At 68.5% G+C, this 13156-nt stretch carries 15 protein-coding genes and 2 pseudogenes; 13 read left to right on the top strand and 4 right to left on the bottom strand.

Annotated elements, in window-relative coordinates; translation table 11 throughout:
- Nucleotides 1–46 precede the first annotated feature (46 nt).
- Nucleotides 47–856, top strand: coding sequence for a nucleotidyltransferase domain-containing protein (locus FB465_RS01845; protein ID WP_170290778.1), 810 nt, complete (start codon nucleotides 47–49; stop codon nucleotides 854–856).
- Here FB465_RS01845 and FB465_RS01840 read toward each other — a convergent pair.
- Complete coding sequence (locus FB465_RS01840) at nucleotides 853–1269, bottom strand: MFS transporter (protein ID WP_145786977.1); 417 nt, start codon at nucleotides 1267–1269, stop codon at nucleotides 853–855. The genes FB465_RS01845 and FB465_RS01840 overlap by 4 nt on opposite strands.
- Nucleotides 1270–1326: 57 nt before the next feature.
- Nucleotides 1327–1767, bottom strand: coding sequence for a GNAT family N-acetyltransferase (locus FB465_RS01835; RefSeq protein ID WP_145786975.1), 441 nt, complete (start codon nucleotides 1765–1767; stop codon nucleotides 1327–1329).
- A 262-nt stretch (nucleotides 1768–2029) separates the two neighbouring features.
- On the opposite strand from FB465_RS01835, the gene FB465_RS01830 reads away from it, so the two are divergent.
- From FB465_RS01830 to FB465_RS01780, 10 genes and pseudogenes are all read left to right on the top strand, one after another.
- Nucleotides 2030–2446, top strand: a complete 417-nt coding sequence (locus FB465_RS01830) for a VOC family protein (protein ID WP_145786973.1) — start codon at nucleotides 2030–2032, stop codon at nucleotides 2444–2446.
- 163 nt (nucleotides 2447–2609) lie between these two features.
- Nucleotides 2610–3461 carry a Tat pathway signal sequence domain protein gene (locus tag FB465_RS01825; RefSeq protein ID WP_145786971.1) on the top strand — a complete coding sequence of 284 codons (852 nt, stop codon included), beginning with the start codon at nucleotides 2610–2612 and terminating at the stop codon, nucleotides 3459–3461.
- Nucleotides 3462–3524: 63 nt separating this feature from the next.
- Complete coding sequence (locus FB465_RS01820) at nucleotides 3525–3845, top strand: ArsR/SmtB family transcription factor (RefSeq protein WP_145786969.1); 321 nt, start codon at nucleotides 3525–3527, stop codon at nucleotides 3843–3845.
- Nucleotides 3842–4261, top strand: coding sequence for an SRPBCC family protein (locus FB465_RS01815; RefSeq protein WP_145786966.1), 420 nt, complete (start codon nucleotides 3842–3844; stop codon nucleotides 4259–4261). Before FB465_RS01820 ends, FB465_RS01815 begins: the two co-directional genes overlap by 4 nt.
- 1287 nt (nucleotides 4262–5548) lie before the next feature.
- Nucleotides 5549–6628, top strand: a complete 1080-nt coding sequence (locus tag FB465_RS01805) for a tyrosine-type recombinase/integrase (RefSeq protein ID WP_145786596.1) — start codon at nucleotides 5549–5551, stop codon at nucleotides 6626–6628.
- Nucleotides 6625–6954, top strand: a complete 330-nt coding sequence (locus FB465_RS01800) for a helix-turn-helix domain-containing protein (protein WP_145786597.1) — start codon at nucleotides 6625–6627, stop codon at nucleotides 6952–6954. The genes FB465_RS01805 and FB465_RS01800 overlap by 4 nt, the downstream gene beginning before the upstream one ends.
- Nucleotides 6955–7366: 412 nt before the next feature.
- Nucleotides 7367–8545: a site-specific integrase gene (locus FB465_RS01795; protein ID WP_145786598.1), complete on the top strand. Its 1179-nt coding sequence runs from the start codon at nucleotides 7367–7369 to the stop codon at nucleotides 8543–8545.
- Between the two features lie 182 nt (nucleotides 8546–8727).
- The gene (locus tag FB465_RS01790) at nucleotides 8728–9300 is read left to right on the top strand and encodes a YrhB domain-containing protein (protein WP_145786599.1); all 573 of its coding nucleotides are present in this window, start codon (nucleotides 8728–8730) and stop codon (nucleotides 9298–9300) included.
- A 416-nt stretch (nucleotides 9301–9716) separates the two neighbouring features.
- Nucleotides 9717–9932, top strand: a pseudogene (locus tag FB465_RS37810) (DUF4158 domain-containing protein); the annotation flags it as partial.
- A 136-nt stretch (nucleotides 9933–10068) separates the two neighbouring features.
- Nucleotides 10069–10413: pseudogene (locus tag FB465_RS01780) on the top strand (Tn3 family transposase); the annotation flags it as partial.
- Between the two features lie 290 nt (nucleotides 10414–10703).
- Here FB465_RS01780 and FB465_RS01775 read toward each other — a convergent pair.
- Both FB465_RS01775 and FB465_RS01770 read right to left on the bottom strand, forming a co-directional pair.
- Nucleotides 10704–11492, bottom strand: coding sequence for an alpha/beta fold hydrolase (locus tag FB465_RS01775; protein WP_145786964.1), 789 nt, complete (start codon nucleotides 11490–11492; stop codon nucleotides 10704–10706).
- A 52-nt stretch (nucleotides 11493–11544) separates the two neighbouring features.
- Nucleotides 11545–12003, bottom strand: a complete 459-nt coding sequence (locus FB465_RS01770) for an Lrp/AsnC family transcriptional regulator (RefSeq protein WP_145786962.1) — start codon at nucleotides 12001–12003, stop codon at nucleotides 11545–11547.
- Nucleotides 12004–12146: 143 nt separating this feature from the next.
- Here FB465_RS01770 and FB465_RS01765 point away from each other — a divergent pair, with 143 nt between their 5' ends.
- Both FB465_RS01765 and FB465_RS01760 read left to right on the top strand, forming a co-directional pair.
- A complete protein-coding gene (locus FB465_RS01765; RefSeq protein WP_246192447.1) occupies nucleotides 12147–12812 on the top strand; it encodes an AzlC family ABC transporter permease in 666 nt (221 codons plus the stop codon).
- The gene (locus FB465_RS01760) at nucleotides 12805–13140 is read left to right on the top strand and encodes a branched-chain amino acid transporter permease (RefSeq protein WP_145786958.1); all 336 of its coding nucleotides are present in this window, start codon (nucleotides 12805–12807) and stop codon (nucleotides 13138–13140) included. The genes FB465_RS01765 and FB465_RS01760 overlap by 8 nt, the downstream gene beginning before the upstream one ends.
- Nucleotides 13141–13156 lie beyond the last annotated feature (16 nt).

Below are 13156 nucleotides of genomic sequence, written 5' to 3'. Positions count from 1 at the left end.
ATCGGGCAACTGCCAGACTCACTCCGTGCGGGGGATCATCGAGGGCATGGCCGACCGCCTGGCCGAGGTGCCGGGCGTGGTCGGGGTACTGCTCGGCGGCAGCCGGGCCCGCGGAGAGCACCGGCCGGAATCGGACTGGGATCTCGGCGTCTACTACCGTGGCGGGCTCGATCTCGCCGCGTTGCGCGCGCTGGCCGGTCCGGGGGTGGACGTGGCCGGGCCCGGGGGCTGGGGGCCTTGGGTGAACGGCGGTGCGTGGCTGACGGTCGACGGCATGGCAGTGGACTGGATTCTGCGGGATCTGGACCGGGTCGAGCAGGTGTGGGCGGACTGCCGCGAGGGCCGGTACGAGGTGGGCGTTCAGGCGGGGCATCCGCTCGGGTTCTGGTCACCGTGCTATGCGGGTGAGGTGGCACTCGGTCAGGTACTGGCCGATCCGACCGGCGAGCTGACGGAGCTTCGGCGGCAGACCGCGACGTACCCGGAGCCGCTGCGAGAGGCATTGACGGCAGGGGCCTGGGAGGCGGAGTTCCTGGTCGGCTCTGCGGCAAAGGGCGCGGCCCGCGCGGACACGCTCTACGTCTCGCTGTGCCTGTCACGGGCCGTCGGCGTGTTGGTCCAGGTGCTGTTCGCCGAGGACCGGCGTTGGTGCCTCAACGAGAAGGGCGCGCTGGCTGTCGCCGAGACGCTGCCGGGCGCGCCAACCGGCTTCGGCCCACGTGTCCGCCGCCTGCTGGGCGCGCAGGGCGAGACTGCCGATCTGCTGGCAGCAACGGTGGCCGACGCCCGGGTCCTGGTCGAGGAGACCCTCGCCGTGCTGAAGGACTCCGCCGAGGAGCAGCGCAGAACGAGCTAGGCGCCGGCGGCCACCGTTGCCGTTGGGCGGTCGGCGGTGCCGGGGGAGATCAGGCGGCGGCCGAAGAGGCGCCAGGCGGAGACGGTCAGGAGGGCCATCACCACGGCGGAGACCCAGAACGGGCCGGTGATGCCCAGCCAACGGGCCATCGGGCCGCCGATCAGGGCTCCCACGGCCGAGCCGCCCACCGCGAGCATCATGAAGACGCTCTGGACACGGCCCCGCAGCTCCTCGGGGACGGCGCGCTGACGCAGTGTCACCTCGACCGCTCCCCACACCGAGGAGTGCAGGCCGAACGCCACCAGGACCGGCCCCGCGATCCAGACGGTGCCGGCCAGGGCGAGCCCGAAGTGGGTGAGCGTCTCGATGACCAGGCCGGCCCGAAGCGGCTTGCCGCCCGGCGGACGCCTCAACGGATTTTGGGCTCATCGGCCTGCCCCACACCAGCGTGGCGCACTCGGAGCCGTGGCTCAGGCCAGCCTCAGGTCGATGAAGGGCACGCTGTCACCCGGCAGCAGGTACCTCTCGATCTCGACAAATCCGTGCCCTTGCGCGAACCGGAGACCGTCCGGGTTGGATGCCAGGACACAGGTCTCGATGACGTCGGCGCCCAGCTCTCGCGCCAGGTTCAGCCCTCGTGCATAGAGTTCCTCGCCGAACCCCTGCCCGTGGTGAGCGGGGAGCACGCGGGCGATCACCGTGGCGGTCGACGAGTCACTCGTGGGCGGACGTACCGTCGAGCAGCCCACAAGGACGTCGTCGAGATATGCGACCTCCAGGTGGTTGCGCCGGGCGCGCTCACGCACCTCGTCGAGAGACAAGGCATCGGTGGGGATGATCAGGTTGTGGACCTGCTGCCAGTCCTGGAGCGAGGCTTCGCCGTCCACCCGCTCGATACGAAGATCAGTCATCGCAGCAGGAAACCCGGCGCATCGCGGGGCGTCAACCGCAATAGCCGCCCGAGCCAGGCCGTGTCATCGGCCGATCGGCGGCCGCGTCCATGCCGTCATCTCTCTCAACTGCCCGTCCAGCCCGGGCAAGTCTGTCAGACAGCGCCGCGACCTCGGTGGGCCGGCGCGACGTCAGTTCCGTGCCTCTGGACCGCACGATTCCCGTCCACCTGGCCCTGACCCGGGTCCGGGCGGGGCGGGCGCGATCTGCGAGCATCGGAGAGTGACGGACAGCCACCTGGACATCAAGGACCTCATCATCGACTGCGTGGACCCGGAGCGACTGGCCTCGTTCTGGTCGCAGCTCCTCGGGAGACCGATCACAGCGAGGATCGGCCCCTATGTCTGGCTTGCACGTGGCAACGGCCCAGGAGTGGGCTTCCAGAAGGTCACCGAGCCGAGGGCCGGCAAGAACCGCATCCACTTCGACGTCGCCTCGCCGGACCCGGCCGCCGAGCAGGAACGTGTCGAGGCGTTGGGCGGTCGGCTGCTCGAACAGTATGCGGCGGGAGGCTTTCTGGTCATGGCCGACCCCGAGGACAACGAGTTCTGCATCATCCCCCAGGGGTCGTTCGAGCTCGACGACGACGGACGCGCGAGCTACCTCGACGACAACGGCACCTCTCCCCGGTCGGCCTGAGCGGGCGTCGGGACGCGCTGAAGAGGTGGAGGCCGCTGGGGCTTGTGGGGCGGCGGCATGCACGCTTCAATCAGTAAGGAAAGTTTCCTAACTCACGCCTCCAGGGCGGTGAGTGGCGGAGCGTCATGCCCAGCGATCGGCAACCAGAAAGAGGTGCCCTCCCGTGAACCCCCAACTCCCCGGCCCTGCCCCGTCCCGTCGGACCATCCTCGGTGCAGCACTCGGCGGCGCGGCAGCGGTCGCGCTGCCGGGTGCTGCGGCCTCGGCGACCTCGTCCGGCCTGCAGTCACCCGCAGAAGCTGCCGCGGCGGCAGCCGCGGGCTGGGCGCTGCGCTGGTCGCCGTCGGCGAGCCGCGACGGACTCGGCGCCTTCGAGACGGTTGAGGACGACCGCGCCGACTCGCACCCCGCCGGACACCCCCACATCGCCACCGACGGCGACAACTTCCGGTTCACCATGCACACCGTCGACCGCGACAGCTCGCCCGACCGTCAGCGCCAGGAGGTCACCGGCATGCGTAACCCGTCCGGCGGCGCCTTCCTCAGGTGGCTGCCGGGCGAGACCTGGCGGGTGACGTACTCGATGTTCATCCCGAGCTCGCTCAAGGCGACCACCTCCTTCACGCACATCATGCAGATGAAGCAGCCGGGCAACGGGACTTCGCCGATCCTCGTCCAGTCGCTGCGCCGGGTGGGCGGCGTCCAGACCATCGAACTCAAGCTGGCGGAACAGGACATCCTGATCGGCCGGACCAACCTCGACCCGCTCCACGACAAGTGGGTGGACGTGGACTTCCAGATCAAGATCGGCAACGGTACGGCCGGCTCCGTCCGCTGGATCCTCAAGCGCGCCGGTGCCACGGTCATCGACGCCTCGAAGAACGGTGTCGACACCTTCCTCGAGGACAGGGTGCGGCCCAAGTGGGGCATCTACCGTTCCCTCGGCGACACCTCCGGCTCGCTCCAGAACTGCCACCTGCTGCTCACCAACATGCGCGGCTACCAGCGGGTCTGAGGGGCGGCGCGATGCGTCGGAGAAAGTTGACATGTCGGAACTCTCCGACGCATAGTGGTGGGTATGGCGGTAGCAGTGGTGGATGTGTTCAGTGCCCTGGCCAATCCGGTACGGCGCAAGCTGCTGGAGGCTCTGCAGGACGGTCCGCGCGCGGCGGGCGATCTCGCCGGCGAGTTCGCCCTGAGCCGGCCTGCGGTCTCCGAGCACCTGGCGGTGCTGAGGAACGCGCGGCTGGTGCGCGAGGAGCCGCGGGGGCGGCATCGCTACTACCACCTGGAGGCGGCTCCACTTGCCGAGGTGGGCGAGTGGCTGCATCCCTTCGAGCACTACTGGCGTGCCCGGATGGGGGCGCTGCGCGACCTGATCGACGAGGAGAACCCGTGAGCACCACCGACCCGACCGTGATCCGCTGTGAGCAGTTCATCGCCCATCCGCCCGCGGCGGTCTGGAAGGCCCTGACCGACCCCGAGCTGCATGCGCGGTGGTGGGCGGCGGGCGATGTCCGGCCCGTCGTCGGCCACCGCTTCACCCTGGACATGGGGCCGTGGGGACAGCAGGCGTGCGAGGTGCTCACCGTCGAGCCCGAGCGCCTGCTCCGCTACAGCTTCGCCCCCGGTTCGCTCGACACCACGATCACCTGGCGGCTCAGCCCCGAAGGAACCGGTACCCGCCTGTTCCTCGAACACGCCGGGTTCGACCTCGACTCGCCGCTGGGCAAGGCCGCGTTCGAGGGAATGGGCCATGGCTGGCCGGACGTCCTGGCGCGCATCGAGCCGGCCCTCTCCGCGGCAGACCTCTAGCTGGCATTCCGGCAGCACGTGCAGTTCGAGGCACATATGGGCAGGGGCTGATCCGCGTCGCTGCAACCGTGAGGGCGGTCGGTGCGTCCCGCGTTCCGATGGGTGCGGCGCCGGGCCGATCCGGAGAGTATCGGGGCAGGTGAGCCGGTCGGTGTCCGAAACGGTGAGTGGTGTTGCGAAAACGCGCCTGGACAACGGGCCCTCCGGGGTGGCGCGGGGACGGTCGGCAGGGGTGGTGCCGTGGGGAGTAGCAGCGGGCACGGTCGCCTGGTGTCTCGCAGGAAGCCGGCGCGCCGCGCACATGAGTAACTACCCCTGGAATGAATGGACACCGGTCGGTTACGGGGCCGCCAAAGGGGTGCTCCTGGGGCTCCTGGCGAGCTGGTGCGCGGTCTTGAGCCTTCGGCTCGGAGGAGCTTCTCAGCGGGAAGGAGACGAGAGGGCGCGTTGCGCTTCCTTGGTTCTCGTAGGCGGCTTCTTGGGCGGCCTTGCACCGGGGACAGTCCGGGACTTCATGGGAACGCCGAAGCCTCAGACCTTGTACTACTGCGACCAGCCGCGGCCCGAAACGGAGTGGTACTGGCGCCCGCTGCTCTCCGAGTGGCTGACCTACACCGTGCTGCCCGCCCTCGGCTGTGCACTGGTCCTGGCGGTCGGCGCTCTGGTGTCCGTCCGATCCTCGCGGAGGGGAAGAGTCGGTTGGGCGGTGCTGGCTGTGGTCGGGGTAGGCCTGCTTCTTCTCCCGTACTTTGCAACAGCCGGTCTGCCCGCGCCGGAAGGCAACGGTCGGCATGTCAACGAGTCGGCCTGGGCCTGCATCGTCGTCTGGGCCGCTGGACTCGGCGTGTTGGTGAGCTCCACAGTGTCGCTGGTGAGGCTGAAGCGGTCGGCTTGCCCCAACTGAACTGCACGGCACTCGCCCTGCGTGATCATCACGTGCCTTGCGCCCGGCGCACTTCGGCTCGGGTGCGGTCATCACCGCCGACCTGAGCACGCTGGACCTGCACGGTTCGTACTGCGCCGAGCACGACGGACCGGGATACGCCGTCTTCCGAGTTCACCGCGACGGGCGGCGACCCGACCGAAAGCCGCTGACTCCAGGCCGCCGGCCAGTGTGTGCGACATCCCGCGAGTTCTCCTGAGGCCTGCTGAGTGCCCGAGGCCGTGGCCAGGGGCTTCTTCCTCCTTCGAGTGCTCCGCCGGCCTGTGACGTAACCTCAGGATTCCTGAAGCGTTCTCAACTCATCCGACCGATCTGCGGTCCGGTCGAAGGCGAGGAGGCGCGAGTTGGCGGCGCTGGCGGTGGTGCGGGACCTGCGCGAGTACCGGGATCCGGTCTCGGCGGAGGAGCTTGAGCAGTTCGAGACCGACGTGCTGGCCGGGTTCGTCTTGGCCCGGGCCTCGGCCGGGCTGACGGACGGCACGATTCGCGGCGACGTCGGGCACCTGGAGCAGATGCGGACGTGGTTCGGCCGTCCGCTGTGGGACATGGAGCCGACCGACGCGGACGCGTACTTCGGGCGGGTCCTGCGGGGCTCGCCCAGTGGTACCCGGCTGGCCCGCTCCCAGGCGCTGACCACGTACTTCATGTTCCTGGAGCTTCGGCACAAGGTCGAGATCCATCAGATGACCGGGCGCGTGGTCGAGTGCCCGATCGACGAGATGAACCGTCCGCGCGGCTCCAAGGACGCTCAACTGCGGATCCCGCCCACCGAGCCGGAGGTCGGTCAGCTATTCACGGGCTGGGGCGGTGAGCTCGCGACCTGCCGCAAGTTTGCTCCGACAGCCCGCAACTACACCGCCGCGAAGCTGATGTCGCAGGTCGGGTTGCGGGTGAACGAGGCGTGCAAGCTCGACCTGGACGACATCAAGTGGAACCTGGGCCGGTTCGGCAAGCTCCATGTCCGCCACGGCAAGGGCGCTCGTGGCTCGGGGCCACGTGAGCGAATGGTGCCGCTGATCAACGGCGCGGACCGGACGCTGCGGTGGTTCATCGAGGATGTGTGGGGCCAGTTCGACGACGACCACACCCGCCCCGGCGCCCCGCTGTTCCCGAGCGAGCGCAAGAACACCGACGGCTCCGCGCGCCGGGTCGGCGATGACGCCCTGCGTGATGGTCTGGCAGCGGCCGTCGAGGCCCATCTGCCGCTCTGGACAGAGAAGTTGACTCCCCACGTCCTGCGGCACTTCTGCGCGTCGGAGCTCTATCAGGGCGGCCTGGACCTCATCGCAATTCAGGAGGTTTTGGGACATTCATGGATCGCCACGACGATGCGATACATCCACGTCCAGCAGACCCGGGTCGAAGACGCCTGGATCACCGGGCAACAGCGGGCCGCGAAGCGACTGGAAGGACTCCTGGGATGAAGTGGAACCTACGGCTGACCGCCGCGAACAAGGGCGTCTGGAAGGCATCTGAGCTCCAGCGGAGCCTGGCAGAGCACGGCCTGGTGATCTCGGCCGGGAAGATGTCCGGGCTGTGGTCCGGGCAGCCGGTCTCCCTGAAGCTGGAGGACCTCGATGTCATCTGCGTCGTTCTCGACTGCGAAATCGGGGACCTGCTGATCCCCGAACCAGCGAAGGTCCAATCCCCCGGGCAGCAGGAGACGGCTCGAGCGGCGGTCGGAGCCAGCACCACCGCCCCGACAGTGGTGCCCAAGCGCCGCGACGGCCGTTCCCTCCCGCCGGTCTGACGCCGGCATCGCCGCGGTGGGCAAGATCAGCGATGACAAGCCGGCAGCCTCCTGCGCGGGCTGCTTCGCTTGGGGACAACTGCCCGGCCGGTACTGCCGAGGTTGCTACACCTACGGCCAACAGCATGCCGTCGGACGGTGCTCGGGTTGCCGACGCGAGGTTCCCGTTGACGACAAGCACGGCTACTGCCGCCTCTGCCGGGCTCAGGCGACCTGGGCGATCAAGGCCAGCGGCAAGGCATCGGTGTTGGAGCCGTACCTACGTCAGGTGACCTGCCAGCAGCTGTTCTTCGCGAACCTGCAGCGGCCCCGAAGCGGCGGCCCGCCAGTCGGCAAGCAAGGGCGTCGCGTTCCGAAGCGGTCACCAGCACCTGCCTGGCCAGGCACGCTGGCGGACTGGATCCAACCGCCGTTGTTCGCCGCCGCACGGGACTACCGCAAGTTCGACCGGAAACAGCACGCTGACCTGGCCAATCCATGGCTGGTTCGAGGTCGGCGGGCAGCTCGCGCGCTGAGCGAGGCGCGCGGGTGGAGCCGCTGGATCACCAGTGACGTCGACCGGGCTCTGGTCATCGTGCTGTCCGGTCATACAGAGGCCGAGCCGATCCGGTACTCCGAGCTCTTCCCGGCCCTGCGAATCCGGGGGCTCCCGGTAGGTCGGACCGCCGAAGTCCTTGACCAGCTGGGCCTGTTCACCGACGATCGCGCTCCCGCAGTCGACCGGTGGCTGGAACGCAAGCTCGACGCAGTCGCCCAGGGCATCCGCAGCGAGGTCGAAGCCTGGGCCCGCACCCTGCTCGACGGCGGGCAACGGTCCGAGCCTCGCGCGCGACAGACAGCATGGGCCTACCTCAACGAGGTCCAGCCGGTGCTGCTGGAGTGGTCCAGCCGCTACGACCATCTGCGGGAGGTCACGCGCGAGGACGTCATCGCGGCCCGGGACGCCGTCAGCGGCAAGCAGCGGGAGAGCCGGCTCGTCGCACTGCGGTCACTGTTCCGTCACGCGAAGAAGAACGGCCAGGTCTTCCGCAACCCCACCCTGCGGATCCGCGTCCCACGGCAGGCCGGCGGCGTCATCCAATCCCTCGGGCAGCCGGACATCGACGAGGCGATCGCCGCCGCCACCAGCCCGGACATCCGGCTCATCATGGCCCTGGCCGCCGTCCACGCGGCACGACCGAGGACGATCCGCACGATGCAACTGGATGACGTCGACCTCGGCAACCGGCGCATCACCGTGGGCGGGCACGTCCGCCCACTCGACGACCTCACCCACCGCGCTGTCCTGGACTGGCTCGACCACCGCCGCAACCGCTGGCCGAACACTGCCAACCCCCACCTGCTGATCACCCAGAAGACAGCCGTCGAACTCGGGCCGGCGGGCAAGCTCTGGACCACCCGGGCCACCCGCAACCTCACCGCCACCCTGGAACGGCTCCGCGTCGACCGCCAGCTCGAAGAGGCCCTCACTCACGGACCCGACCCGCTCCACCTCTCCCTCGTCTTCGGCATCGACGAGAAGACCGCCATCCGCTACGCGGACTCGGCCCGGCGCCTCCTGGAAACAGTGCCGAGTCGTGGAACTCCGTGACAGCATCGCTGGATGATCAACGCTGAGGACCTGGTCGGCAGACGCCTGCTTGACCAGCACCTGGGGCCCGTCGAAGAGCATCTCCCGAGGTGGGCGCGTGAATCCATCGCCCTGGGTTCACAGCGAGCCCACCTGGAGAAAACCCCTGTTCATGTCCCACACCGTGCGAGATGCTGCCGGACATGATCGAGCGTGAGTTCGCGATCCGGGCGGCCCAAGAAGATCTGGATCGAAGGTTCTCGGGGCGACTGGTGGTGACCAAGGCTGAGGAGCACGAACTCGTCTGGATCGTCTACTACCAGACCGCGGAGTACCTACGCACGGGCGACCCGAGTCAGCTCTTGGGCGGCAATGGCCCCTACCTGGTTGATCGCCTCGATGGGAGTCTCCACCAGATCGGACCGGTCACCGCTGTTACCGGCGAGTGGGAGCTGGACTACCGGACCCGCATTCGGAAGATGCCCACACGCACCGCAGTGGATGACCTGCACGAGGAGATCCGCCGGGCAGCGGCGGCCCACGGACGAATCATCGCCATGCACGTGCTGCGGCAACGGGTCCACACGCTCACGCACGCGCAAGTCATCGAGTACGTCACCGCTCTGCAGGCTGGCGCCGCACCACCGCACCTGGTGGACATCGCCACCAGGGCGCTCGTCCCTCCCCTCGATCCCGTCCTCAGCGTCCACACCATCCGCGGCGCGGACCTGACCCAGGCTCTGGAGGCGACCGACAAGGGTGGACCCGTGTCTTGATACGAACTCGCGGGTCCCCTCGCGAGAATCAGGGTGGTGGACCCGCGGGTTCACCATGAAGGACCTTCGGTTTCCATGAACCCACGGGGCTCTGGCCCCCAGAGTCCTACCTCTGACCCCAGCCGCAAGGTAGCTCGCGCTGCTGGTCAACGGTTCGTCAGGTCGCCCGTTGCCCCGGGGCCGCCGGTTCGTTGAGCCGGTCGGGTGATCCCGTGAGCTGAGGCGAGAGGGCGGGAACGTGCGGCAGGAGTGGTCGCCGGAAGACGTGGTGGCGTGCTGGACGCTCGTGGACGGCGACTGGGACTTGGTGGCGAACAAGACCGGTCCGAGGCGGTTGGGCTTCTGCCTGGTGCTGAAGTTCTTCGAACTGGAGGGCCGGTTCCCGGAGTCTGTTGAGGAGATCCCCACAGCAGGCGGTGGAGTACGTCGCCGAGCTGGTGAAGGTCCCGGCCGCGGACTTCGTGAAGTACTCGCTCACCGGCCGGACGGCCGAGTACCACCGCGCGCAGATCCGCGAGGCGCTTGGCTTCCGTCCCTCGACGCGGGCGGACGAGGAACGACCGATCGCGTGGCTGGCGGACGAGGTCTGCCCGGTGGAGCTGGTGGAGGACCGGCTGCGGGAGGCCCTGCTCGTGCAGTGCCGGGTGGACCGGATCGAGCCGCCCGGCCGGATCGAGCGCATCATCGCCTCGGCCCAGGCTCGGGCGGAGAAGGCGTTCTGCGCGCGGACCATCGAGCGCCTGGGTGAGATTGCACGTCCCGGTTGCGCTCAAGTCCTGTTCCTCCTCCGAGGTCGCGGCGATGATCGAGGGCCTACTGCGGCACTGCACGGACGCGGACATCGAGTCGAACTACGTGGACACGCACGGCGCCTCGGTGGTCGGGTTCGCCTTCACCGAGCTGCTGAACTTCCGGCTGCTGCCCCGGTTGAAGAACATCGGCAGCATCCGGCTGTCCCTGCCGGACGACGGCCCGCCCAGCTGGCCGGCGCTCGGCGGCTCGCTGACCAGGGCGATCAAGTGGGACCTGATCGCCCAGCAGTACGACCAGATGGTCATGTACGCCACCGCGCTCAGGTTGGGCACCGCGGAGGCCGAGCAGGTCCTGAACCGGCGCGGTCTGACCGCGCTGTTCTGGTCGAACATCAACCCGTACGGCACGTTCCGCCTCGACATGGACACCCGCCTCGACCTGTCCACAGTGACGGTCCCGGACCAGCGCGCCCGAAGCGAGCACGTGGCCACGGCTGAGTGACAAATGCCTGGCATCGGTGTGCGGGCTTCACTCAGCCTATCGCCGACGATCCGTCATAGACCGTGTGAGCACCAGCCGCGCGCGGGGCTGAGAGGGCGTTCTCTCCGTCGCCGGCCGACTGCCACGCGCGGAGACTGCCCGTTTCCCTGTCACCGGTGCGGCACTGTGGTGAGGAAGTCCAGGACGAGCGGGCTCGCGACGGCGCGGAACTCCTCGAAATAGGCGTGCCGCGCTCCGGGGATCATGTGAAGCCGGGCGCCGGGGATGCGATTCGCGAGCAGAGGAGCGTTGGCGGCGGGGTTGAGCAGGTCGTCGCTGCCGTGCACGACCAGAGTGGGTGCGCTGATGCCGGGCAGGAGGTGCCACGCGTCGTGCTGGTTGCTGGCCGCCAGGTGGCGACGCTGGGCATAGGCGGGCATGGCCGGATCGCCGAGCGTCCGGTAGGGGCCGGGGTGGGTCGCCAGCCAGGCCGGGCTGTACATCAGGTCGAGCAGGGCCTGCCGCGTCGCACACGGTTGCGGCTGTGCCAGCGACCTGCGCACGTCGTTGGCGCGTTCGACGCCGTGCAGGCCGCCGGGCGACGTGCAGCCGAGTACCAGGGCGCGCACCCGGTACGGATGGCGGGCCGCGAGGTGCTGGGCCACGCGTCCGCCCATGGACGTGCCGTAGACGTCGGCCCGGTCGACACCGAGCTCGTCGAGCACCGCGATCACGTCCTGCGCGAAGACCTCGGTGCTGTAGGGAATGTCGGGCTTGTCGCTCTCACCCGTACCGCGGTAGTCGAGCGTGAGGGTGCTGCGGTCGGCGTGGAAGTCGTCGCGCACCCCGTCCCACCAGTGGTGGTTGTTCGCCTGGCCCGCCAGCAGGACGAGCGGCAGTCCCTCGCCTTGGACCTGGTAGGCGATACGGACCCCGTCAGGCGTTGTCGTGTGCTGCATCGGCGACCTTCTCCCGTCACTCGTGGTCGGCCGACCCAGTAGTGAGCGAGGCTCACTCGAAGCTTTTGATCAGCTTCATGGTCTGGTGCGACACGATGCGGTGCACCGCGGGGAGCTTCGTCATCTTCTCGGTCTGGAAGCGCTCATACGCGTTCCCGTCGGCGACGTCGACGCGGATGATGTAGTCGGGCACACCGAAGACTCGACGGACCTCTGTGACCTCGTCGAAGGCGGCGACAGCTCGCTCGAACTCCTCCACGGTCTGCCTGTTGGTCATGGTGATCTCCACAGACATGACCACGCAGAAGGGCCGGCCCGCGGCAGCGGGATCGATCCTGGCCCGATAGCCGGTGATCACCCCTTCCTCCTCCAGGCGTTTGACGCGGCGCAGACAGGGCGCCGGAGTCAGACCGATCCGAGCGGCCAGCTCGATGTTGCTCAATCGACCATCCTTGGAGAGATGAAACAAAATTGCTCTGTCGGTGGCATCAAGCTTCCTTGCGTTGCTCATAGGGTCATTATGCGCCCATCTATGGCAATCATTTGCGGACGATACTGACATAAAATTGTCGAATGACTTCCCAGCCAGTCGTTCCTTCGACGAGCCCTCCTCCCTCACCGACCACGGACCCCGGCGATGAGGTTCGGGAAGGCGTGCGCATCGTCACGCCTGCGGCGCTGGGCGCCCTGCCCATGGGGTTGGCCTTCGGCGTCGTGGTGTCCCAGTCGCCCTTGGCATGGTGGTGGGCCCCGGTATTCGCGACGGTGATCTTCGCGGGATCGCTGGAGTTCGTGGTGCTGGGGATGGTGGTGGCCGTGGCACCGCTGGCGCAAATCGCGGCAACGGCGTTCCTGGTGAACTTCCGCCATGTGTTCTACGCGCTGTCGTTCCCGTTGCATCGAGTGCACGGGCGCGGGGCGAAGGTGTACTCCACGTTCACGCTCACAGACGAGGCGTGGGCGCTGACCACCGGTCCGCAGGCGCAGCGTTGGAGCAGGCGGCGCATCCTGACGATTCAGGCGGCGCTTCAGGTCGTGTGGGTCGCTGCTGTCACAGTCGGCGCCCTGGCGGGGACTTTCCTCCCGGACAGCGTCGTCGGGCTGGACTTCGCGGTGACGGCGTTCTTCCTCGTCCTGACCATCGACGCGTTCCGCGTCCGGCGCAGCGTCCCCCTGCCCGTCATCGCGCTGCTGTGCGCCCTGGGCTCGTACCTGCTCTTCGGGGACGGAATGCTCGTGGCCGCCATGACCGCCTTCGTCGCGATCCTGCTCACCCAGTACGCCCTCACCTGCATCAAGCGCAGGAGCGCCCATGCCTGAGCCGACCTACATCATCACGGCCGTACTCGTCTGTTCGGCCGTCACCTGGGCGCTGCGGGCCGCGCCGTTCGCCTTCCTCGCACCGATCCGGCACAGCGCACTGCTGCCGTACCTGAACGAAAGCATGCCCGTCGGCGTGCTGACGATTCTGGTCTTCTACACCCTGCGCCATACGCCGGTCGACATCGCGCCGCAGACCGGGGCGGCCGTGGCCGCCCTGGTGACCACTGCGGCACTGCACGTCTGGCGCAAGAACGCCGTCCTCAGCGTCGTCGGCGGAACCGCCGTGCACGTCGCGGTCGCCTCCACCCTTCCTCTCTTCTCCTAGTCCGTGCCCCATCCGC

Source organism: Kitasatospora atroaurantiaca, from assembly GCF_007828955.1.
GTDB lineage: Bacteria > Actinomycetota > Actinomycetes > Streptomycetales > Streptomycetaceae > Kitasatospora > Kitasatospora atroaurantiaca.
This window is presented reverse-complemented; position numbering and strand designations above follow the sequence as displayed.